Source organism: Kribbella catacumbae DSM 19601 (assembly GCF_000372465.1).
GTDB lineage: Bacteria > Actinomycetota > Actinomycetes > Propionibacteriales > Kribbellaceae > Kribbella > Kribbella catacumbae.
Genome location: NZ_AQUZ01000009.1, coordinates 113465 through 139403, shown reverse-complemented (window position 1 = coordinate 139403; position 25939 = coordinate 113465). Strand labels below are relative to the sequence as shown.

Below are 25939 nucleotides of genomic sequence, written 5' to 3'. Positions count from 1 at the left end.
GCAGTGCCGGCTGCAGAGTGTTCGACTGTCTGACATACAGGTGGTCGAGCCCGGTGGGGTTGGGCAAGCCATCGATGTGGTTAGCCCCTCGAACAGGGCTTCGCCCCCTGCTCTACCAAGGGGCTAACCCCACGACGAGGGGTCAACCCCACAGTCGACAACCGCCCGCCGACGACGTACCGGCTGAAAACTGCGCCGGCTGCGGAGGATGAGTCCGCCGCAGAGGAGGCGTCGCGAGCCCGACCGTAACCGCCCTGTCAGGTCGAGCTAGCGATAGCAGTCAGGGCCTGCGTCCAGGTGGCTGCGAGGTGTTCGACTGTGGCTGGTTCGAGTACGCCTTCTGGCGCGTGCCACTCGGCCATCAGCACCGGGCCCTCGGGGCGGTCAGCTGTGCGCGCGAAGACCGATAGGGCGTAGTGCGCCGGTCGATCGGCACCCCAGTCGGCGAACACGTCATCCGACTCTGCCGCGCTGGCCCAGTCAACCGACTCCGGTCGGTCGAAGCGGCCCTCGTAGTTGAAGGTGATCGACGGCACTCCCGCAGCAGCCAGCACCGGCACGGTGTCCGGATTGAGGTGCCGCAGCAGGCTGTACCCAGCGCCATCGTCAGGTAGCGCGGACCTATGGCCAGCAACCCGCTCCAGCACAGTAGCCAGCGCTCCGCCCCCAGCCAACGCATCCGTAACGTCAACCCCCGCAAGATCCAACCGCACCGGCACAAGATCAGCGATCCACCCAACAGTCCTGGACAGATCAACCTCACCAGCAACTTGCTCCTGCCGACCATGCGTCTGCACAGCCACCACAGGGCGTTCACCAAAGTCCGCAACGGCCAGCCCAAGCGCCGCCAGCAAGAGGTCGTCCACACCGACCCCGAAGGCAGCCGGCGCCGACGACAGCAAGGCACTCGTCACCTCAGTCGGAAGCGTCACCCTGACCGTCTCCTTGCCGAGCACATCCCGCTTGGGATCCACAGCACGCTTGACAGGCAAGCCCGATGCACCGGCAAGCACGTCAGTCCACAGCTGCAACTCCACAGCCCGCGCACTCGCAGCATCCACCAACAGCTGCGACCAGCGCCGGAACGACGTCGGCACCGGAGCCAACTCCGCAGTCCGCCCAGCAGCCAGCTCGCGAGCAGCAAGCGCCAGGTCATCCAGCAAGATCCGCCACGACACCCCGTCGATCACCAGGTGATGCACAAGCAGCAGCAACCTGCCCGGCCGGCCGGCCGCGTCGTACCAAACCGCTCGTACCATCTGCCCGGCATCCGGATCGAGCCGGTACGTCGCCTGTGCGGCGTGCTCGGCGATGTAGCCAGGCAAGTCCTCGACCGTACTCACGTCGACCCGCTCGGTCCACTGCGCGGGGTCGGTCTGCTCAGCGGGCACACGCAGCGACCACGGCGCCTGGCTATCGCTGTCCCGCACCGGTTCCGGGCCACGAACAAGACGCGCACGCAGCAGGTCATGCCGCGCCACGACAGTCCGCAGTACGTCGTGCAGCAAGGACTCCTGAAGCCCAGCCGGCACCTGCACCAAGGCGGGAGAGCTGAAGCCGTCCAGCGGCTCGTCGACCTCCCACAGCGAGTGCAGCACCGGCGTCAGCGGGATCTCACCGACCCCGTCATCGTTGCCTTCAGCAACGGCAACGCCAGCGGCCACCCCGGCCAGCGCCGCGACCGTGCGATGCCGGAACACCTGCCGCGGTGTCACCCGGAAGCCTGCCGCCCGCACCTTGCTCACCAGCCGGATCGCCACGATGCTGTCGCCGCCGAGCGCGAAGAAGTCGTCATCCACTCCGACCTGCGGCAGCCCGAGCACCTCCGCGTACGCCGTACAGAGGGCTGCTTCGACCGGAGTACTCGGTGCTGTCCCGGTAGTCACAGTGGAGAAGTCGGGGACGGGCAGTGCCGCTCGATCCAGCTTGCCGTTCGGGGTTAGCGGCAGTGTCGAGTCCAGCACGGTCACCAGCGCCGGCACCATGTACTCCGGCAAGGTCGCCGCCAGGTGCGCCCGCAGCTCCGCAGGCTCAACCACCTCATCCCCCAAGCCGGCATAGGCCACCAGCCGAGTAACGCCATTGGAGCGGTGCACAGTGACCGCCACCTGCCGTACTGCGGGATGCGTGGCCAGTGTCGCCTCGATCTCTCCCAGCTCGATCCGGAAGCCCCGGACCTTCACCTGGTCGTCGCTGCGTCCCAGGAAGTCGATGTTGCCATCGGCGCGCCAGCGAGCCAGGTCGCCCGTCCGGTACATCCGGCTGCCCGGCGCACCGAACGGATCGGCCACAAAGCGCTCCCCAGTGAGTCCCGGCCGGCGCAGGTAGCCATGAGCCAGCCCGCGACCGGCGACGTACAGCTCACCCACCACACCGGGCGGTACTGGTCGCAGACCCGCGTCCAGCACGTAGGTCTTCGTGTTGGGGTCAGGGATGCCGATCGGAACCGCACCCGCCCAGCCCGGCTGCGTCAGCCAGAGCGTGGAGTTCACAGTCGCCTCTGTCAGCCCGTAGGCGACCAGGAGGTTCAACCTCTCGGCCCAGCGGCTCACTAGGTCCGGCGGCACAGTCTCGGTCCCTACCAGCACCGTCATGCCTTCCGGCAGGTCGCAGTCAGCAGGCATGGCCGACAGCAGCGACGGCGGCAGAATGGCGTGGGTAATGGCGGTCTCGGTCAGGAAGTCCGACAGGACCTTGTCGGCGACCCGCACCTCCTCCGGCGCGATCACCAACTCCCCTCCCATGCACAGCGCCATAGCCAACTCGAACACAGCAACGTCGAACCCGACACCAGCGAACTGCAGGACCTTGCTGTCCGGCTGCAGCCCCATCCGTTCGACAGCAGTCGCCACCAGAGAGCCGATGCCCTCGTGCGGCACCACAACGCCCTTCGGCTTCCCGGTAGAGCCAGACGTGTAGATCACGTACGCCGCCTGCTCCAGCCCCAGGTCCGGTCGCTCCACAGACGTGGAGCTGTACTGCGCCACGCGGCCGGCCGTGTCGGGCTCGTCGAGCAGCACTACCCGACCAGCCGTCGGGAGCTCTGCTGCAACCTGCGTAGTGCCGACGACCAGGTTGGCTCCGGAGTTCTCCACCATGTAGGCGAGCCGATCCGCCGGATGGCTCAGGTCGAGCGGCAGGTAGGCCGCGCCGATCTTCAACGTGGCAAGGACCGTCGCCACCATCGACACCGACCGCGGTACCGCGATTCCGACGATGCCACCGGGCCGTACGCCGTACTCGCGCAGGAGCCGAGCCAGCTGGTTCGCCTCGCGGTCCAGCTCGGCGTACGTCGCCTGGCCTGTCTCGGCCCAGACCGCGGGGTTGTTCGGTACTTCGCGGACGCGCTGCTCGAACTCGTCGATCAGCGTCGTCTCCGGAACCGTCGTTCCAGTGGCGTTCCAGGTGTGCAGGACCAGCTCGCGCTCCGCGTCGGTCAGCACCTCGATGTCGCCGAGCGGAATCGACGGATCGGCCGCGACGGCTCGCAGGATCGCCACCAGCCGGTCGGCGAAGGTCTGCGCCGTCGACTGGTCGAACAGCTCCGCGCTGTAGCGGATGCTCGCCTCGGTCCCCGCCCCGCCCAGGTCGGCGAAGTCGAAGGACAGGTCGAACTTCGCCGTCGTGTCCGACACCGGCACCGGCCGGACGGCGAGCCCCGGCAGCTCCAGGCCGCGCCCGGACTCGGCCGCGTTCAGGTACATCACCATCACCTGGAAGAGCGGATGGCGGGATAGTGACCGCGCCGGGTTGACCGCCTCGACCACTCGGTCGAACGGCACGTCCGCGTTCTCGTACGCCGCCAGGTCGGTACTGCGCACGCGACTGAGCAGTTCCGCGAAGGTGGGTGCACCAGACACGTCTGTGCGCAGTACGACGGTGTTGAGGAACAGGCCGACCAGGTCGGCCAGTCGCTCGTCGTCGCGGCCGGCGATCGGCGTACCGATCGGCAGGTCGTCACCGGCGCCCAGGCGATGCAGCAGGGCGGCCACTGCGGCGTGGAGCAGCATGAACATGCTGGAGCCGCTGTCTTGCGCCACTGCTCGCAGCTGGTCGGTCAGCTCCGGCTCGAGGGCGAAACGGGCCTCCCCGCCGGTCCCGTCCGGGTCCAGCGGACGGGACCGGTCGGTCGGCAGTGACAGCTCCTCCGGCAAGCCGGACAAGGTCGACCGCCAATAGGCCAGCTGGTCGTCACCGGCCAGCTGCCGCTGCCACAGCGAGTAGTCCGCGTACTGCAGTGGCAGCGGTGTCCAGGTCGGCGCAGAGCCCTCTAGTCGAGCCGCGTACGCCGTACCGAGGTCGCGCGTCATCGGTTCGTCCGACCACTCGTCGGCCGCGATGTGGTGGACCAGCAGGAGCAGTACGTGCTCCTCAGGGCCCGTGCGGAACAGCGAGGCCCGCAGCGGGATCTCCGTCTCCAGTGAGAACTCGTACTCCGATGCTGCCGTCAGCTGGCGGTCAAGCTCGCTCGGGTCGATCTCGTAGACGGTCAGCTCGGGTACTGCCGACAGGATCTCCTGGTGGGCCACACCGTTGCACTGCGGGAACACAGTGCGCAGAGCCTCGTGCCTCGCCAGCAGGTCACCCACTGCGGCTCGGAGCGCCTCGACGTCGAGTACTCCGGTCAGGTACCAGGCCTGCGGAATGTTGTACGCCGGTCCGCCCTCGACCTGGTTGAGAACCCACATCCGCTGCTGGGCAAAGGAAAGCGGCAGCTGCACCGGCCGCTCGCCTGCGACCAGCTCGGGCCGCCTCTTGCCAACACCGCCGCCTAGCCGCGCAGCGAGTCGAGCAGGAGTCGGCGCATCGAACACGGTCCGCAGAGTCACCCCAGCAGCCAGCACAGGCGCCTGTACTCGCAGCCGGCTGAGCAACCGCATCCCCAGCAGGGAGTTGCCGCCCAGCACGAAGAAGTCGTCATCTCTGCCGACCTCCTCGAGCCCAAGGATCTCCGCCACCAACCCGGCGAGCAACGCCTCCTCTGCCGTCGACGGCCTAGCACTCCCAGCCTCAACCACGGGAACCGGCAGTGCCCGCTTGTCGAGCTTGCCAGCCACAGTGCGCGGCAGCGACTCCAGTACTACGTACGCCGCCGGCACCATGTGGCTCGGCAGCCGACTGGAGAGGTACTCGCGCAGTTGGTCGGCCTCAACCCCAGCGGAGACCACGTACGCAACCAGACGCTGCACGCCAGGAGTGTCCTCGCGCACGATGACTGCAGCGGCCGAGACGTCGGCATGCGTTCGCAGTACGGTCTCGATCTCGCCTAGCTCGATGCGGAAGCCGCGCAGCTTCACCTGGTCGTCCACGCGACCCAGGAACTGCAGGCTGTCGTCCGCACGACGGCGTACGAGGTCTCCTGTGCGGTACATGCGAGCACCAGGCACGCCGTACGAGTCTGCGACGAACCTGCCCGCAGTGAGCCCGGGGCGGCCGAGATAGCCACGCGTCAGGCCGGGACCCGACAGGTAGAGCTCACCTGGGACACCGACGCCGACAGGTTGCAGGCGCGCGTCCAGGACCTTCGCTGTGGTGTTGGCGATCGGTGCAGACCAGGCAGGCTTGTCCCCTGCCGGACCGTGCCATGCATAGGCATCCACGGTGTACTCCGTGGGCCCGTAGATGTCGTGGACGACCAGATCGTCAGCGGCGCACAGCTGCTGCCACACATCGGGTGGCGTCGCCTCTCCACCCACCGTCAGCACGGCCGGGCGGTACTTGTCGGGGGCAAGGAAGCCCAGCTCGATCAGCTCCGACAGGTAGCTCGGCGTGATGTCGAGGTGGTCGACCTGCTCGCGCTGCAGGTAGTCGTAGAGCGTGGCGGGGTCGTGCAACTGCTCGACGTCCACCACATGCAGCTCATGGCCCGCGATCAGCCACAGCAGGATCTCCAGCGATGCGTCGAAGCTGAAGGATGCCGAGTGCAGGACCCGCGCTTGCCCAGAGAGGATCACGTCTGCCTGCGCGGAGGCATAGAGGTTGCTCAAACCGCGGTGAGTGCCGACGACGCCCTTCGGCGTACCGGTGGAGCCGGAGGTGTAGATCACGTACGCCGCGCTGTCGGCGGGCGCTGCAACCGGGTCCAGCTCGGCCGGCGCTAGGTCGGCGATAGACCTCAGCACGCAGACCGGGGCTGCGTCTTCGAGGACAAAGGCGAGTCGCTCCGCCGGCAAGTCCTGGTCCAGTGGGAGGTAGGCGGCTCCACTGGCCATGACACCGAGAATCGCGGGCACCATCTCCGCGCGGGGCAGGTCGAGGCCTACAACGTCTTCTGGTCCAGCGCCCAGCGCTGCTGCGACCGCACCCGCCTGAGCGGCCAGCTCGGCGAAGGTCCAGCTGCGGGCGCTGGTGACGAGCGCGCGCCGGTCTGGGTGAGCGGCGGCCTCGGCGGCGAACAGCGTGATCAGGGACTCGTCCTGCACCGGCCTTACCGGGCCTTCGGAGGCGGCGAGGACTCGTGCTCGCTCCTGCTGGTCCAGCAGTTGCAGAGCGCTGACTGGGACATCCGGAGTCGCTACCACCAGGTCCAGCAGGCGTGCCATCGACTGCAGGAGGCGCTCTGCGGTCCCTGGCTCGACCATGTCGAGGGCGTAGTCCAGCAACAGGATGAGCTTCTCGTCGGCACGGTCGACAAAGGTGAAGTCGAGGTCGAACTTGGCCGGCCCGGCTGGTACCGGGTACCACTCGGTCGGCAGGCCCAGCAGCTGGTCGTCGTCGCCGGCACGGTGGTGGTAGCCGGTCATGACCTGGAACAGCGGCGTACGGCCGGCGACGCGCGGTGGGTTGAGCGCCGCGACGACCTGGTCGAACCCGAGGTCGGCATGGTCGAACGCAGCCAGGTCGTTGGCGCGCACCCGCGTCAGCAGATCGGCAAATGTGGGGTCGCCTGACAAGTCTGTACGCAGTACGAGGGTGTTGACGAAGAAGCCGACCAGGTCGTCGAGAGCACCGTCGTTGCGGCCCGCGATCGGTACGCCGACCGGGATGTCGTCGCCGGATCCCAAACGGTGCAGGAGAGTTGCTACGGCCGTGTGGGAGAGCATCGACATGCTTGCACCGGTGCGAAGGCTCAGGGCGCGCAGACCGTCGTAGGTCTGGCGCGAGAGCTCCAGCTCGACCTGACCGCCTGCACCACCGCGGTCAGCCGGGCGCTGCCGGTCGACCGGCAGCGGGATCTCTTCGGGTAGTCCGGCGAGTGCTTGCTTCCAGTAGTCGAGTGCCTCGGTGTCAGGCAGCTGCCGGTGCCAAAGGGTGTAGTCGGCGTACTGCACGGGCAGCGGCTCGAAGGCCGGTGCTTTGCCGTTTTGCCGGGCTGCGTAGGCAGTAGCCAGGTCTGCGAGGAGAGGACGGTCAGACCACTCGTCGGTGGCGATGTGGTGCAGCACGATCGCCAGCACGTACTGGTCAGCCGCTAGGCGCAGTACCTCAACCCTGATGGGCGGTTCCTGCCGTAGGTCGAACGGCCGGCTTGCGGCACGCTCTACGAGCTCAGCAACCTGCGACTCATCGCAGTCGGTCTGTACTACGACCTGCGGGAGGTCAGCGGGGTCCATGACGCGCTGGTAGGGGTCGCCTTCGTATTCGCCGATCAGTGTGCGCAGCGACTCGTGCCGGAGCACGACGTCGCCTACTGCGGCCTCCAGTGCCGTGAGGTCGAGCGGGCCCTCGAGTCTGGCGACCAGTGGGTAGTTGTAGGCGGCAGTGCCGTCCAGTTCGTCGGTCAGCCAAAGGCGTAGCTGGGCTGCGGCGAGTGGGATGCGCTCTGGGCGTGGCTGTGCCGTCAGAGCCGGTCGAGCCGTTGCAGCAGGCTTGGCGACTCGCAAGGCGAGCTGGGCGACCGTCGGCGCCTCGAAGAGATCGCGGATCGCCAGCTGGACGTCCAGCTCGGCCCGCACGCGACTGACGAGCCGTGTGGCGAGCAGGGAATGCCCACCGAGCGCGAAGAAGTCGTCATCCGCACCAACCTCATCCAGCCCAAGGATCTCCGCGAACACCGTGCAGAGCGTCGCCTCCACCGCACTCGCCGGCGGCCGGCTGGGCGCATGCTGAGCGGCCGGTTCAGCATCCGGCAACGCCTTCAAATCAAGCTTCCCGTTGGCATTCCGCGGCAACTCATCCATCACCACCAGCGCCGAAGGCACCATGTACTCCGGCAACTGCGCCAGCAACGTCTTCCGGACCTGCGTAGCCAATGCTGCATCCGGCTCCGACGGCACGATGTAGCCGACCAGCTTGCGGAGCCCGGGAGCGCGAGTGTCGTCCCTAGCCACCACTGCGGCGTGTGCGACGCCAGGAGCCCGCGTCAGAGCGGCCTCGACCTCACCGAGCTCTACCCGGTAGCCACGAATCTTCACCTGGTCGTCGGTACGCCCCAGGAAGTCCAGGTTGCCGTCAGGACGCTGCCGGACAAGGTCACCCGTCCGGTACATCCGGCCGCCCGCAGCCTGCGGGTCTGCCACGAACCGCTCAGCAGTAAGCCCAGGCCTGTCCAGATAGGCACGCGCAAGCCCGGTACCCGCGATGTAGAGCTCCCCTGCGACACCAGGCAGCGTCGGGCGCAGCCAGGCGTCCAGGATGTAGCCGCGGGTGTTCCAGATGGCCTTGCCGACCGTAGGTGTAGCACTGTCGGTCGTGCCGCCGCCCAGAGTGTTGATGGTGTACTCGGTCGGGCCGTAGAGGTTGTAGCCCGCAGTACCGTCCGTGTCTCGCAGCTTGTCCCACACGGAGGCCGGCACGGCTTCACCGCCGAGCAGGACGAGTGGCGGACGGTGACGGCCATCCCCCTCTTCCAACAAGCCCTCTTCGAACAGGTAGTGCGCGTACGTCGGTGTCACGTTGACCACGTCGATGCGGTGCAGGTCGCAGTACGCGACCAGCCCCTCGGCGTCGCGGCGGAGCTGCTCGTCGCACACGTGCACCTCGTGGCCCTCCACGAGCCACAGCAGCTCCTCCCACGACATGTCGAACGCGAACGACACCGTGTGAGCGATCCGCAGCCGTCGCGCGGCTGCTGCGACCGTCGGCCCGAAGATCTCCTGCCGGTGGTTGAGCTGCATGTTCGTCAGCCCCCGGTACGGCGTGACGACACCCTTCGGCCGGCCAGTCGACCCCGACGTGTAGATCACGTACGCCGGGTGCTCCAGCCGCTGCGGCATCCCCGAAGCGAACAGCCCAAGCTCCTCCGCCTGCAGCTCATCAGGCGCAAGGCCGGCCAACCGGCCGCGTACGTCCTGACTGTCGAGCGCCACCAGCGCTACTCCGGTATGCGCGAGCGTGGCGCCAACAGCGGTCGTCGTGATCAGCAGCCGAGGCTTGGCGTCGTCGAGCATCTCCGCCAGCCGCTCGACGGGATGGTCAAGCTCCAACGGCAGGTAGGCCGCGCCAGTGCTCAGTACTGCGAACAGAGCCACCACGGTGTCGATCGAGCGCGGCACGGCCAGCGCGACGATCTCCTCCGGACCAGCGCCCTCGGCCAGCAGCAAGCGTGCCAGGCGGTTGATCCGGGCACCGAGTTCCGCGTAGCTGACTCGCTCGTCTCCGAAGACCAGCGCGATCTCATCGGGGATCGCGGCAGTCTGCAGAGCGAGCAACTCGGGCAAGGTTGCCTCAGGCAACGGGTGCTCCGCTGCCGCCCATTCCTCCGCGAGCGCCGCGTGCTCCGCCGGGCGCAGTACGTCGAGCGTCGCCACCGGGCGGGCCGCGGTCGCCGGGTCGGCCAATTGCTCCAGCAGGCCGACGAAGCGGCTCAGCATTCCCTCGGCAAGCTCGGCATCCAGCAGATCGGTCCGGTACTCCAGCCGGATCTTGATCTGCTCCTCCGGCGCGACGACGATCGTCAACGGAAAGTGCGTGTGGTCCAAGCTGCTCGAACCGACGATGCCGTGCTCCCGGCTCAGCTCGTCGTCCTCGCGGCTGTCCACGAAGTTCTGCAGGACGTAGAGAGTGTCGAACAACGGGGCATGCCCGGCCGCGCGCTGGATCGCACCGAGGCCGAGGTGCTCGTGTGCCATCAACGCGATCCGGTCGCTCTGCACCCGGCCGAATAGACCGGACACCGACTCCGCCGGGTCGAGCGCGACCCGGGCCGGAACGGTGTTGAGGAACAGGCCGATGACCGAGTCGATGTCCTCGAGATCGGTCGGACGGCCGGAGACGGTCGTACCGAAGACCACGTCGTCGCGGCCGGTGACAGCTGCGAGTACCAGACCCCAGGCCGAGTTCAGGACGGCGTTGAGAGTCACGCCGTTGGTGCGGGCCGCAGTACGGAGGTCTTCGCTGAGATTGGCGTCGAGGGTCAGGTGGGTGCGCTCGGGAGTGGTCGGGGCTGCACTGCGGACGTCAGGAGCGACCAGTGTCGGTGCGTCCAGGCCTGCGAGGGCCGCTGCCCAGGCCTGCTCTGACTCGGCCGTGTCCTGCTCCGAGAGCCAGCGCAGGTAGTCGGCGTAGGTCGTCGCCGGTACTGCGACGTCGGCGGGGTTCGCGGCGGCGTACAGGCCGAGCAGTTCGGAGATGACCAGGCTGCCGGACCAGCCGTCCCAGATCAGCATCTGGCGGTTGATCACCAGCCGGTCGAGGTTGTCGTCGAGCCGGATCAACAGCACGCGGAACAGCGGCGGCTTGGCCACGTCGAACGGCCGCTGCCGGTCGCTGGCCGCCAGGTGGTCGGCTCGGGCTTCGCGCTCTCCTTGCGGCAGGTCACGGAGGTCGACCTCAGTCAGCGGTACGTCGAGCTGGGCGGCGACGAACTGGACCGGGTCCGGCAGCCCGTCGGCGGCGAAACCGGCGCGCAGGATCGGGTTGCGCTGCATCATCGCGGCTACTGCCGCACGCAACCTGTCTGCGTCCAGGTGGTGGTTGAAGTCGAGCGAGAACTGCGCGGTGTAGGCGTCCGAGTCGGCGTCAAGCGCCGAGTGGAAGTAGAGGCCCTCCTGCAGGGGCGATAGCGGCCAGACGTCGGCGAGCTGAGTACCGGCGGTCTCGGTGACTCGGGCGAGCTGGTCGGCGTCGAGCTGGACCAGGGTGAGGTCTGATGGCCTTAACTGAGCCAGGATGCCACTGCCGCTCAGTGCGACTAGCTCCTCCAGTGCTTGCACCCAGTACTGCGCTAGGGCGGCGACATCGGTCTCTGGCAGCTTGCTGGGGTCGTGGCCGAAGGCGGCTCGCAGTACAGGGCCGTGCTCGGTCTCGGTGCATTCGGCGTTTACTGCAAGGAGGTAGGGGACGCCGAGGTCTGCGTCGGGGGCTACCTGGACTGACTCGGAGCTCCAGTCGGCGTCTGCTGAACTCGAGCGGCCCAGGTAGTTGAAGAGGACCTGCGGTTGCAGCAGCGTCGCCAGGAGAGGAGCCGTGCGGGCGTTGGCGTAGCGCAGCATGCCGTAGCCGATGCCGTTGTCCGGTACGGCTTGTAGGGCATCCCTGGTCTGGGTGAGAACCTCGGCGGGGTCGGTACCGCCGGGCAGCCGCACCGGCGCGATGCTGGTGAACCAGCCGACCGTGCGAGACAGGTCGAGCCCTGGGGTGATCTCTTCGCGGCCGTGGCGCTCTAGGTCGACCAGGAGGTCCGTGACGGCGTCACCGTTGGCCTGCTGCCAGCGGGCGACCGCAGTACGGAGTGCGGCCAGCAGTACGTCGGTGATGCCCGCCTTGACCGTTGCAGGGACGGTGGTCAGCAGCTCACGCGTTACCTCAGCTGGCACGGTCGCATGGTGATCGACTACGTCGCCGAAGGTGGTTGCAGCCGGCCCAGGACGGAGCTCTCCCCCGGGGGCCAGTGTCGTGGTCCAATGCTCCAGCTCAGCCAGCCGCGCCGGATCCTGCGCCTGCTCCGCAAACACCTGCCCGAAGCCCCGCAAGGACGTCCCCACAACCGCGAGCCCGGCAGCTACTCCGCCCTTCGCGGCTGCGTAGGCGGCCGCAAGGTCCTCTGCCAGGACCTGCCACGACACCCCGTCAACCACCAGGTGGTGCGCCACCAACAGCAGACGCCCAGGCGCGCCATCAAACCAAACCGCCTGCAGCGTCACGCCAGCATCCGGATCCAGCCGCCCAGCAGCCGCCTCCGCCTCCGCCGCTACCAGCGCAGCGTCACCCGCGGCCACCCGGCGGAACAGGCTGGCGGCGTTGACGCTGCCCGGCTCGGTGGTCTCCAGTGACCACAGGATCGGCACAGGGCGGCTCAGGGCCAGGCGCAAGCCGTCGTGGTGATCCAGTACCGCCTGGAGTGCAGCGATCAGGCTGGCTTCGTCAGCGTCGGCCGGCGTTTGCAGCTGGATCGACTGGTTGAAGCGGCTGATCCGGCCGCCCCACTCGGACAGCCGGGAGACGATCGGCAACGGGGTGATCGCACCGATGCCGTCGGCAACTACCGGCACCGGGGCTGCCTGCTCGACGGTGACGACGGCTGCGGCGAGAGCGGACGGAGTACGGCGTTCGAAGACCTCGCGTGGGGTCAGACGCAAACCCTGTTTGCGGGCACGGCTGACCAGGCCGATGGCGACAATGCTGTCGCCGCCTAGCGTGAAGAAGTCGTCGTCCGCGCCGACGCGATCGAGAGCAAGCGCATCGGCGAAGAGCGTGCAGAGCAACTCCTCCGTCGGGTTGGACGCCTTCGTCTCCGAGACGGCTGAGCTGAAGTCGGGTGCGGGCAGCGCCTTGCGGTCCAGCTTCCCGTTCGGCGTCAGCGGAAGGACGGGCACCGGTACGAACGCCGCCGGAACCATGTGCTCGGGCAGCACCCGCGCGACGTGCACCCGCAACGCCTGCAAGTCCAGCTCGCGCCCAGCCACCGGATAGGCGATCAGCTGAACGACGCCAGGCCGATCCTCCCGAGCGACAACCGCCGCGGACGCCACCTGCGGGTGACTGCGAACAGCAGCCTCCACCTCACCAAGCTCGATCCGGAAGCCCCGGATCTTCACCTGGTCGTCCGCGCGGCCCAAGTACTCCAGCGGGCCGTCAGCAGCACGCCGAGCAAGGTCGCCGGTCCGGTACATCCGGCTGCCGGCCGGCCCGAACGGGTCGGCGACAAACCGCTCAGCACTCAGCCCGGGCCGTCCCAGGTATCCCCTGGCCAGCTGACCGCCAGCGACGTACATCTCCCCGGCCACACCGACCGGAGCGAGCTGCAGGTTGTCGTCGAGCACCCGGACCGCCAGATCATCGATCGGTACGCCGATGAGGCTGCCGCCCGCGTTCGAAGCGCTATCGGCATCCAGTGCGAGGTAGCTGACATGCACAGTCGTCTCGGTGATGCCGTACATGTTCACCAGCCGCGGCGACTGCTCGTGCCTGTCGTACCAGGGCTTCAAGCGTGACAGGTCGAGCGCCTCGCCACCGAATACGACGTACCGGAGCTTGAGGTCGGCAGAGCTCGCCTGGTCGGCTTCGATCAGTTGGTAGAAGGCCGACGGGGTCTGGTTGAGCACTGTGACGGACTCGGCGGCCAGGAGCTCGCGGAACTGCTCCGGGTTGCGGGCGACCGCGTGGTCGACGACGACCAGCCGGCCGCCGTACAGGAGTGCTCCCCAGAGTTCCCAGACGGAGAAGTCGAAGGCGTAGGAGTGGAACATAGTCCACACGTCGGTGTGGTCGAAGTCGAACCAGTGCTGCGTGCAGTCGAGCAGCCGCAGTACGTTCTCGTGCGGCACCGGAACGCCCTTGGGCTTGCCTGTCGACCCGGACGTGTAGATCACGTACGCCGGGTTGGCGGGGCGCAGGTTGGCTGTGACCGGGTCGCTGTAGCTCGGCAGACGCTGGTCGTCCAGCAGGATCAGCGGTACGGGCGAGCCCGACGGTAGAGCGGTACGGGCCTTGGTGGTGGTCAGTACGCAGACAGGCGACGCGTCGGCCAGCATGAAGCCGAGGCGGTCAGCCGGGTAGGCAGTGTCGAGTGGCAGGTAGGCGCCGCCGGCCTTGATCACGGCAAGCAGCGCCACGATCAGCTCGGCCGAGCGTGGGAGCGCAACGGCGACCAGCGACTCAGGGCCGACGCCGCGGTCGACCAGTAGGCGGGCCAGGGCGTTGGAGCGGGCGTCTAGCTCCCGGTAGGTCAAGGTGCTGTCGCCTGCGGTCACTGCGATCGCATCGGCGTGCAGCTGCACCTGGGTCGCGAACCGGTCGACGATGGTGTCGTGGATCTCCGGTACGTCGGCGGGTGCACCCAGGGTCAGCTCGTACTCGGCATCACCCATCACCGGCACAGCCGTAGCCGGCGTACTCGGGTCAGCGGCCATTGCTGCGAGAACCCGCTCGAACCGCTCAGCCAGTACGTCGCCCGCCTGCTCGCTGATCAACTGCAGATCGTGGCGAAGCTCCAACGTCAACGTGTCGTCCAGCTCGGCCAGCAAGGTGAGCGGGTAGTGCGTCGCATCCGTGTAGTCGATGCTCTCGACCCGGATCGCGCCACTCGCGTCAGTCAGCTGCTCGTCGCCGACGGGGTAGTTCTCCACCACCACGAGGCTGTCGAACAGGTCGCTGACCCCAGCAGCTCGCTGAATCTCCGCCAGCCCGAGGTGCTGATGATCCAGCAACGCAGCCTGCTCCCCCTGCCACCGCACGAGCAACTCGCCAACACTCTCACCACCCCGCACCTGCAACCGCGCCGGCACGGTGTTGATGAACAACCCGACGGTCTCCTCCACCCCCACCAGCTCACTACCCCGCCCGGAGGTAGTAGACCCAAACACCACGTCGCCACGACCGGTCACTCGCCCAGCCACCAACCCCCAGGCCACATGCACCAAACTGCTGAAGGTAACCCCAAGCTCCCGTGCCGTCTTCACCAACTCCGCAGCAACCTCCGGCGCCACCTCAAACCGCTTCCGCCGCTGTCCATTGCCAGCGCCAGCGGCGAGGGCGGGGGCGAGATGGGTTGGGTCTTCTACGCCTGCAAAGGCTTCGGACCAGGCGGTTCGGGCGGCGTCTGTGTCGCGGGAGGCCAGCCACGTTAGGTGGTTGGCGTAGGAAGGGGCTGGTCGGGCGGCGGTCTCGGAGCCGTAGGACGCCAGTAGGTCGGTGATCATCAGGGGGACAGACCAGCCGTCGGCGATCAGGTGGTGGGCTGTTTGGACTAGTACGTGGCGATTGCCGAGGTCGGCCAAGGCGTAGCGGATCAGGGGTGGTTGGGAGAGGTTGAAGGGGCGCTCGCGTTCCGCGGTTGCGAGTGCGGTCAGCTCGGCGGAGCTGGTGAGGGTGTGTTCCGACCAGTCGGGCTTCGGGCTGTCGGTGATGACCTGGACCAAGCGACCGTCGGGGAGTTCGCGGAAGGCGGCCCGTAGGGCAGTGTGCCGGGACAGCAGGGTTTCCGCTGCCCTGCGCAGAGTTGTGCTGTCGACCGGACCGGATAATTCGATCAGCTGCTGGACGACGTACAACTGTCCCCCCTCGTAAGCGGTGTGGAAGTAGAGCCCCTGCTGCAGCGGCGACAGCGGCAGCAGATCCGCCAACCCGTCCACCTCGGCGGCGAGCGTGTCCAGCGTCGGCTGATCGACCTTGACCAGCCCGAAGTCGGACGGCGTGAACCCGCCAACGGTCAGCCCGGCAAGCTCACGCAGTACTGCGATCCAGCGATCCGCCAGCTCCTGCACGGCTTCCCGCGCCAGCACCCCAGTGCCCCACGTCAGAGTCGCCGTCAGCACGCCATCCCGAGCAACCGCATTGATCTCCAGCGCATGGCTGAGCGGCATCCCGGCACCCCGCGCGGGCGCCAGCAGCGAGTCATCCCCGTACTGCGACCAGTCGCCCCCGCCAGCCGTCCCGACCCGTCCGAGGTAGTTCATCAGGATCTGCGGCCGCCGCTCCCCAGCCAGCGCAGGACCGGCCACCGGATCGAGATACCGCAGTACGCCGTACCCGATCCCAGACCCCGGCACGGCACGCAACTGCTCCTTGACCGCCTTCACTGCGTCGCCAAGCCCACCCACACCGGCGTCAAGCCGTACCGGATGCACAGCGGTGAACCAACCGACAGTGCGCGACACATCAAGCTCGGTCTCCCGACCATGCCGCTCTAGATCGATCAGCACCTCAGTACCGCCGCCACGCCACTCAGCGACCGCCCGAGCCAGCCCTGTCAGCAGTACGTCGTCCACACCACCGTGGAAGGCCGCCGGGACGACACTCAGCAAGGTAGCCGTCTCCTCTGCCGACAACTCGACAGTCAGCTCAGCCGTCGTCTCCGCAGTGTCCAGCTCGGACAGCGGACGCCCACCCAGCAAGGGATCCGGCCCCGAGAGCAGCTCTCGCCAGTAGGCCAGTTCACCGCCGTGGTCGCCGACCTGCCCCGCCCACTGCCGGTACGACGCCCCGCTAGCCGCCAGCCGCGGCTCGTTGCCCGCAGCAACCGCATCCCACGCCTCGGCAAGGTCCTCCCCCAGCACATGCCAGGACACACCATCCACCGCCAGGTGATGGACAACAAGCAGCAACCGTCCACCAGACGCCGCCTTGAACCACACCGCCTGCACCATCACGCCATCGCGCGGTGACAGCCGTGCAGCAGCCGCCGCAGCCGCACTCTTGTCGCCATCACCATCGACAAGCTGCACCTGCGGCGTCATGCCCGGCTCCGGGATCTCCAACCCATCCGCAGCGAGTCGCGCCCGCAGTACGTCATGACGGTCGACCACAGCCCGCAGTACTGCGGTCAGCTGCTCCTCGGTGATCCCAGCAGGCGTCCGGAACAGCGCAGACTGGTTGAACTGATCCCCAGCCGCTCCCAGCTCCAGGTGCGCGCTGACGATCGGTGTCAGCGGAACAGCACCCCAAGCAGCTTCACGCGGCTGGCTGGCCACCACCTCTTGCGTAGCAACGGCAGCGAGCCCAGCGATCGTCCGCAGCTCGAACACGGCCCGCGGGCTGAACGACAGCCCTTCCCCACGAGCACGCCCAGCCAGCTGGATCGCAGTGATGCTGTCGGCACCCAGCCCGAACAGATCGTCCTCCACCCCCACACTCGGCAACCCCAGCAGCCCAGCGACCAGAGTCGCCAGCAACCGCTCCGACGAGGTCCGCGGCGCAGTAGAACCAACCAGCGCGGCAAAGTCCGGCGCCGGCAGCGCGGCGCGATCAAGCTTGCCGTTGGCCGTCACCGGGATCTCATCCACCACCAAGACACTCGACGGCACCATGTACTCCGGCAGCGACTCCGCAACGCGCTGCCGGAGCGCGTCCGCATCCACACCGCTCGGCGCGACGACGTACGCGACCAGTTGCGGCCGCTCGCCTCGCAGTACGACGACTGCCTGGGAGACGGCCGGGTCGCGCAGCAGTGCTGCGGAGATCTCCCCCAGCTCGATCCGGAACCCGCGCAGCTTGACCTGCGCGTCCACTCGGCCGACGAACTCCACCACGCCGTCAGCCGACCAGCGCGCAAGGTCCCCGGTCCGGTACATCCGCCCACCGAACGGCGACGCCACAAACCGCTCGGCCGTCAGCCCCGGCCGACCGAGATACCCCTGCGCCAGCTGAGCCCCAGCAAGGTAGAGCTCTCCCACCACACCTGGCGGCACAGGCTTCAACGCCGCATCGAGCACGTAGACCTGCGTGTTCCAGACCGGCCGACCGATCGGCACAGTGCCCGACACCGTCACGGGTACCGGCGAGGCCTCGAAGTAGGTGACGTCCACAGACGCCTCGGTAGGCCCATACAGGTTGTCCAGCCGCACACCCGGCAGTACTGCGTGGAACCGCTCCGCCAGCTCACCAGGCAGAGCCTCACCGCTGCACACCACCCGCGACAGCCGACGGCAACCAGCAGCAGCCGGCTCGGCCAGGAAGGCAGCCAACATGGACGGTACGAAGTGGGCGGTCGTCACCCGGCGACGCACGATCAGGTCGGCCAGGTACGCCGCATCCTTGTGCCCGTCCGGCCGCGCCAGCACCAGCGCCGCGCCGACCTGCAGCGGCCAGAAGAACTCCCACACCGACACGTCGAAGCCCGCAGGCGTCTTCTGCAGTACCCGGTCGTCAGCGGTCAGCCCGTACTCGTCCTGCATCCACGCAAGCCGGTTCACGATGCCGGCCTGCGGCACCACCACGCCCTTCGGCTGACCAGTCGACCCCGACGTGTAGATCACGTACGCCGGATGCGCAGGGCTGACCTGGACCTCAACCGCTTCCACCGGGCTTGCCAGCGAGTCCTGCACCGCAGCGGCGTCCAACTCCACAACAGGCAACTCACCAGCCAAAGGAGCCAGTCGGCCAAGCGTCACCAGACAGCTGGGCTGCGCGTCAGCCACCATGAAGGCCAGTCGCTCGGCCGGGTGATCCACGTCCAACGGCAAGTACGCCGCACCCGCCCGCTGAATCGCGTACAAGGCAGTAACCAGCTCCACCGAACGCGGCAATGCCACGGCCACCATGGAGCCCGGCAGCACCCCACGGTTCACCAGAAGCCGGGCCAGCCGGTTGACCCGGTCGTCCAGCTCGGCATACGTCAACTCGAGGTCATCTGTCAGTAGTGCAAGGGCGTTGGGCGTCCTGGCGACCTGTGCAGCGAACAGCTCAGGCAGCGTGGTCGGAGACACATCACGGCCGGTATCGTTCCACTGGTCGAGTAGAGAGTCCTCCCCAGCCAGCAAAGGCTCCAGCGCCGACAGTTGGACGCGCGGGTCGGCTGCCACCTGCTCCAGCACGGACACGAGCCGAGCGGCCAGCGCGTCGACAGTGGCAGTCTCGAAGAGATCGGTCCGGTACTCGATCCGCCCCGCCACGCCACCGGCGGCATCCTCGACGAAATCGAACGACAGATCGAACTTGGCAGTTGCTGACGGCAACGTTCTCGAACGGGCGGTGGTCCCGTCGAGCCGCAGCCCGGCACTTTCGGCCGCCGCGATGTAGACGACCATCAGCTGGAACAACGGATGCCGAGCCGCCGACCGCGCCGGAGCGGCCGCCTCGACGACCCGCTCGAACGGGACGTCCGCGTGCTCGAAGGCAGCCAGGTCGATGCCACGGACTCGCTCCAGCAGTTCGGCGAACGACGGGTCGCCGGCGGTGTCGGTACGCAGTACGAGGGTGTTGAGGAAGAAGCCGACCAGGTCGTCGCAGGCGGCGTCGGCGCGGCCCGCTACCGGAGTACCGAGTGGCAGGTCGGTACCTGCGCCCAGTCGGGTCAGCAAGGCGGCCACGGCGGCGTGGGCGAGCATGAACATGCTCACACCGTGCTGCTGCGCCACCTGGCGAAGGCGAGCCGTCAGGTCGGCGTCCAGCGCGATCGGAGTCGCCGCACCGGCATGTGTCTCCGTCGCAGGCCGCGGCAAGTCCAGAGGAAGGGTGATCTCCTCCGGCGCTCCAGCCAACTGATCCCGCCAGTAGCCGAGCTGACAATCTGCAACGGCATCGACCCGGTCCAGCTGCCAGATCGCGTAGTCGGCGTACTGCAGCAGCAGCGGCGACCAGTCAGGCGCACTGCCCCTCAGTCGTGCCGCATACGCCTCCGCAAGGTCGTCCAGCAGCGGGTCGGTCGACCACTCGTCGTACGCGATGTGGTGAATCACCAGCAAAACAACGGATCGCGCCTCGCTGGTCTGGAACACGTTGACCCGCACCGGGGCTTCGACGGCGAGATCGAAGCCCCGGGCGGAGGCATCGGCGATCCTCGAGTCCAGCTCGGCCGCAGCCACATCAGCCACGACCAGCTCAGGCTGCGCGTCCGGGAGGATCAGCTGGTACGGCGTACCGGCGTGATCCGGGTAGACCGTCCGGAGGATCTCGTGCCGCGCGGTCAGGTCTGCCAAGGCCAACCGCAACGCAGCAGCGGCGAGCGGACCCTCCACATCCCACGCCAGCGGCACCAGGTACGTCGGGTCGTCACCCTGCAGCCGGTGGTGGACCCACACCCGGTACTGCGATGGCGACAACGGCAGCGGCGACGGCCGTTGCACTGCCATCAGCGGCTGCTGCAACTGCTGGGAGCCGGCCTGATCCAGCCAAGTCGCGAGCCCAGCCACCGACCGATGCTCGAAGACCGCCCGCAGCGGCAGGTCAAGACCGTGCTCAGCACGTGCGCGCGCTGCGAGCCGCATGACAGTCAGCGAGTTCGCCCCGAGGCTGAACAAGTCGTCCTCGACACCAACCCGGTCCAGACCGAGCAGACCGGCTACCAGGTCAGCAAGCAACCGCTCCTGCTCAGTACGCGGCGCAGTGGCCCCTACCTGCGAGGTGAAGTCCGGCGCGGGCAGGGCAGCGCGATCCAGCTTGCCGTTGGCCGTCACTGGGATCTCATCCACGAGCAGGAACGCCGACGGAACCATGTACTCCGGCAGAGTCGCCGCAAGCCGCTCCCGCAAGCCAGTGACGTCGATACCGCGAGGCGCGACGACATAGGCGACGAGCTGTTCGTCACGCACGAGCACTACCGCCTGCGAGACGGCCATATCAACGCTGATGAGGGCAGAGATCTCCCCTAGTTCGATCCGGAAGCCTCGGAGCTTGACCTGCTCGTCCACCCGGCCGATGAACTCCACCAGCCCATCGGCGGTCCACCGCGCGAGGTCCCCGGTGCGGTACATCCGGCCGCCGTACGGCGAGGCCACAAACCGCTCAGCCGTCAGCCCGGGACGCCCCAGATATCCATAGGCCAGCTGAGCGCCCGCCAGGTACAGCTCCCCAACCACACCAGGCGCCACAGGCCGCAGCGCGGCATCAAGCACGTACACCTGCGAGTTCCACACAGGCCGCCCGATCGGCACAGCTCCGCCAAGAGCTTCGCCCGCAGTCACCTGGAAGCCGATGATCTCCACCGAAGCCTCAGTAGGCCCGTACAGGTTGTCCAACCGCACTGACGGCAGTACTGCGTGGAACTGCTCGGCCAGGTCGCCCGCCAAAGCCTCACCGCTGCACACCACTCGTGACAGCCCAGTACAAGCCGCAGCAGCCGGCTCGGCCAGGAACACCGCCAGCATCGACGGCACGAAGTGTGCGGAGGTAATACCCTCCCGCACGATCAGCTCAGCCAGGTAGGCCGGATCCCGATGGCCTTCCGGCCTAGCCATCACCAGCGTGGCGCCGCAGGTCAGTGGCCCGAACAGCTCCGGCACCGACACGTCGAAGGTGACCGGCGTCTTCTGCAGCACACGGTCGCCGGGACCGTACGGATTCGTGCCCTGCATCCACGCCAACCGGTTCACGACACCGGCATGCGGCACCAGCACACCCTTCGGCCGACCAGTAGATCCAGACGTGTAGATCACGTACGCCGGATGGGCCGGGCTGGTCCTGCGCTCGACAGCACCCGCAGGCGGCAGTTCGACCTCGCCTACGACCATTACCTCGGCAGTGGAAGGCGGTAGAGCGCCCGCTCGCTCAGCAAGCACGAACGACGCGCCGGCATCCGTCAGCATGAACTTCAGCCGGTCAGCCGGGTACCCCGGGTCCAGCGGCAAGTACGCCGCCCCGGCCCGGTGGATCGCGTACACCGAGACCACTAGCTCCACGGATCGCGGCAAAGCCACTGCAACCACAGCACCCGGGCCGACTCCGCGATCAACCAGTAGACGAGCAAGGCGGTTCACCCGGTCGTCCAGCTCTGCGTAGGTGAGTTCGACGCGACCGTCGGCGGCATCGACGACCAGGGCGGGCGCTGACGGCGTACGGGCTGCTTGTGCGGAGAACAGTTCGTCCAGGCTCGCCGGAGCGACCTCTGCAGACGTGTTGTTGAAGGATGCGACCACTTGCTCGCGCTCGGCCGATGCCAACGCGTCCACGGTTGCCAGGCGCTGGTCGAGCGAGCCGGCGAAGGTTCGCAGGACTCGGACCAAGCGGTCGAGTAGGCGGGATGCCTCCGCCCCGTCGATCAGGTCGGGGCGGTGGTGCAGCCGCAGCTCCAGCTGCTCACCTGGCAGTGCGGCCAGGTAGAGCGGGTAGTGTGTGACCGAGCGGACCTCAAAGCCAGTCAGCTCGAGCCCCGAGCCGGCCGCGGCGCCGGAAGCCGGCCAGTTCTCGAACACCGTCATGGTGTCGAACAGATCCGCGTGCCCCGACAACCCGGTGATCTCGGACAGGCTGAGGTGGTGATGATCGAGCAGCCGCGCCTGCTCGGCCCGCAGTCGCTTCAGCAGCTCCCGGACCGTCTCTGCAGGGTCGAGCCGGACCCGGACCGGCACGGTGTTGATGAACAGGCCGATCGCATCGAAGATCCCCTGCAGCTCAGCCGGGCGGCCGGAGACCGTCGTACCGAACACCACATCCTGTCGGCCGGTCTTGCTCGCCAGCACGATCGCCCATGCGGCCTGGACGGCCAGACTCGGCGTCCAGCCACCTGCACGCGCTGCTGCGACCAGCTGCTCGGTGGTGTCGGCGTCCAGGGTTGCAGTGAGTCGCTGCGGTGCCGCAGTACCGGCTGCCTCGCTTGCAACGAGAGTGGGCTCGTCCAAGCCGGACAGCGCCTCGGACCAGCCTGCTCGGGCGGCTTCCTTGTCCTGTTTCGCCAACCAGGCAAGGTAGTTCCGGTAGGGCATCGCCGGCGGCAGCTGCGTACCGGCGTACAGGGCGAAGAACTCCTTGACGAACAAGGGCACCGACCAGCCGTCCAGCAGCAGGTGGTGATGGGTCAAGACGAACCTGTGGTTGCCGTCGTTGCGCCTGATCAGCATGGCGCGCATCATCGGCGCCGACGCCGGGTCGAACGCGTCTACCCGATCCGCGTCCAGCAGTGCCGCCAACTCGGCCTCACTGCCGACCTCAAGCTCGCGCCACGGCAACACGACCACCCTTGGCACCAGTGCCACCGGCTCCCCGGTACGCCGGGGCCGGAACGCCGAGCGCAGGTGCGGGTGTCGGTCGAGGAGTCCCTGCGCAGCGGACCTCAGCGAGGCCGCGTCTACCAGGCCGGTGAAGTCGAAGACGAACTGCGAGGTGTAGAAGTCGGGGCCACCCTCACGGAGCAAGGTGTGGAAGTACAGGCCTTCCTGCAGCGGTGACAGCGGCAGGATGTCCTCTAGCCCGGACGGTGTGCTCACGAATGCTCCCACTCGGCTTCGAACTCATCGATCTCGTCCTGGCTCAACTCGACCAGGCTCATGGCGGCATCCGCCGTAGGTACGTCGGTGACGTCGGTCGCGACAGCGGCGAGCGCCTCACAGGTCCGCAGCTCGAACACCTGCCGGGTGGACAGGCCGAGCCCAGCGGAACGCGCCTCGATCACTAGCTGGATCGACAGGATGCTGTCGCCGCCCAGAGCGAAGAAGTCGTCATCCACGCCCACTGACTCAAGCCCCAGCACCTTGGCCGCTGCGGCACACAACAGCTTCTCGCGCGGAGTACTGGGCGCATGACCGGTCGACAGTGCGCTGAAGTCCGGCGCGGGGAGTGCAGCACGGTCCAGCTTGCCTGCAGGGTTCAGCGGCAGCCGCTCCAACGGCACAAAGGCCGCCGGGACCATGTACGCCGGCAACTGCTCGCCCACATGAGCACGCAGCGACCGCATCAGCGCAGCGATGTCCCGGAAGCCGGCGGGGACGTTCGCGGTCTTTGCCTCGCCACCAGGACGGTAAATGTTCACCGGTAGCGAGTCCTTAGCCAGCACAAAGTCCAGCTCGCCTTCGAGACCAGCGCCTGACCAGGTAGCGGCGAACCGATAGCCGTGCCGCTTCGCTGCCGCTGCTGCGTGCTCCGGGTCAACGCCTGCCGCTACTGGCTCGCCACCGTCGATCTCACGCAGCCGATGGAGGTCTGCGGTCAACCGCGCGTTCGGTACGCCACTGACCCGCACGCCTTCCGGCTGCTGCGTCTGCAGCCACGCCTCTAACGCATCGAGATCCGCGAGGTCAGCGCCCCACACCAACTCCTGCGCAGGGGCTTCGGCGGCAGGCGCAGCAGTTCGCAGGACGACGTCGTAGCGGTAGCGGCTCAGCTCGTTGTGGTAGCCGGCTCGCTTGACCTGCAGGTCGACAGCGGCGACGCCAGGGATCTCCCGTGCCGCTGCAGGGAAGAAGTCCGGGTCCAGCAACAGCTCGCCCTCCCAGGCGACTGCTGCGTCGACCGCACGCCGCTGTTGCTCCTTGCTGGCCTTGCTGTTGCCCGCCTCGATCGCAGCGCGCAGTACACGCAGCAGGCGGCCGTTGCGGACATCACCCACGAAGACCGAGCCACCCGGCGCGAGCCGCTCCACCGCACCTCGCAGTACGGCGACCAGGTACTCCGCGCTGGGGAAGTACTGCACGACGGAGTTCAGCACCACGACGTCGAAGGTGCCCTCTGGCAGCCCCGTGAAGTCGTCAGCGGGCTGTGCTCGCAGCTGAACCTTCCCATCCAGCATCGGGTCGGCGGAAACCCTTGCACGCAAAGCTTCTACGGCCTGCTCCGACAGGTCGGTGGCGTAGTACGACTCACAGGAAGGGGCGACCTTGGACAGGATCAGACCGCTACCGGCGCCGAGCTCGAGCACCCGTCGAGGCTGCAGCCCCAGAATGCGCTCGACCGTCGAGTCCCGCCAGGAACGCATCTGCGGCAGCGGAATCGGCCTGCCGTCATAGCTACTGTTCCAACCGGTGAAGCCCTCCTCGGCACCCTCCGCCGTGGACGCCACTGCGTAGAGGAGCTCGTGCAAGTCCTTCCACTCGTCGACCCGGCCGTCGTCCTCCGTAGGCCCTGCCGCAGCCGACGGTACGACGTACGCGACCAGCCGCCGACTGCCATCACTGTCCTCGCGTGCAACGACACTGACCTGGTCGACGGCCTCATGCGCACGCAGTACGGACTCGATCTCGCCAGGCTCGATCCGGTAGCCACGGATCTTGACCTGGTCGTCTACCCGGCCCAGGAACTCCAGCTGACCGTCGCTGTTCTCCTGGACGAGGTCACCGGTCCGGTAGAGCCGCCCACCCGGCGCCCCGAACGGGTCGGCGACAAAACGCTCCGCAGTGAGGTCGGGCCGTCCCAGGTAGCCACGAGCAAGCCCTGGCCCGCCGAGGTACAGCTCACCCGGCTCGCCCGGCGACACCTGCCCCAGCTCGTCATCGACCACGTACGCCGTGGTCATCGGGTCAGCGATCCCAATCGGTACTACGGCTCCCCGCAGCCGGTCAGGATGAGCCTCACCGAGTGTCGAGTTCACTGTGGCCTCGGTAGGCCCATAGGCGTTGAACATCCGCCGGTCCCGGCCGAACCGCGCGACCAACTCAGGAGCTACCCGCTCAGTGCCTGCCAACAGCGTCGCTCCAGCAGGCAAGGACAAGTCAGCCGGAAGCGCCGCAAGCAGTGCAGGCGGCAGGATCATGAACGTAGCGCCGTGCTTGTGCGCGTACTCCGTCAGCTCGGCCCCTGGAACCCGCCGCTCCGACGGCACGATCACCAGCCGCCCGCCGGACAGCAGCCCCAAGCAGAGATCCCAGAAGGCCACATCGAAGCTGGGCGAGGCGAACTGCAGGATCCGGTCGCCCGGACCGATCCCGAACCGCTCGGTCTGCGTCGCGACCAGCTTCTCGACCCCGGTGTGCGACAGCACCACACCCTTGGGCCGGCCCGTCGAACCCGAGGTGTAGATGACGAAGGCCGCGTTGGTCACCTGCAGCGGAGCCGTGGTCAGCGGCCCGTCCACCAGGCGCTCCTGCGTCTCCGGAGCGTCCAGTACGACGTACGGGACCGCAGGCTCCGTCGGCAGGCGGTCCACCAGAGCCGCAGTGGTCACCAGGCAGACCGGGGATGCGTCGCCGAGCATGTACGAGATCCGCTCGGCTGGGTAGTCGATGTCGAGCGGCAGGTAGGCGGCGCCACTCTTCAGCACCGCTACCTCGGCGATGATCAGCGCCGGCGACCTCGGTACCGCCAGGGCGATCACCTGCTCCGGACCGGCCCCAGCTGCGATCAGCAGCCGGGCCAGCCGGGTGGACTCGCCGTCCAGTTCGGCGTACGTCAGCGAGGTGTCCTCGAAGACGACGGCAACGGCGTCGGGGGTCTCCCGGACGCGAGCGGCGAACAGTTCGGGCCAGGTGGAGGACAT

2 protein-coding genes are annotated in these 25939 nt (G+C 67.8%); both read right to left on the bottom strand.

Annotated features, from left to right (window positions below; genetic code table 11):
- Positions 1–257: 257 nt before the first annotated feature.
- The gene (locus A3ES_RS47040) at positions 258–22958 is read right to left on the bottom strand and encodes a non-ribosomal peptide synthase/polyketide synthase (RefSeq protein ID WP_020387123.1); all 22701 of its coding nucleotides are present in this window, start codon (positions 22956–22958) and stop codon (positions 258–260) included.
- Positions 22955–25939 carry an amino acid adenylation domain-containing protein gene (locus A3ES_RS0112330; RefSeq protein ID WP_020387122.1) on the bottom strand — a complete coding sequence of 995 codons (2985 nt, stop codon included), beginning with the start codon at positions 25937–25939 and terminating at the stop codon, positions 22955–22957. Before A3ES_RS0112330 ends, A3ES_RS47040 begins: the two co-directional genes overlap by 4 nt.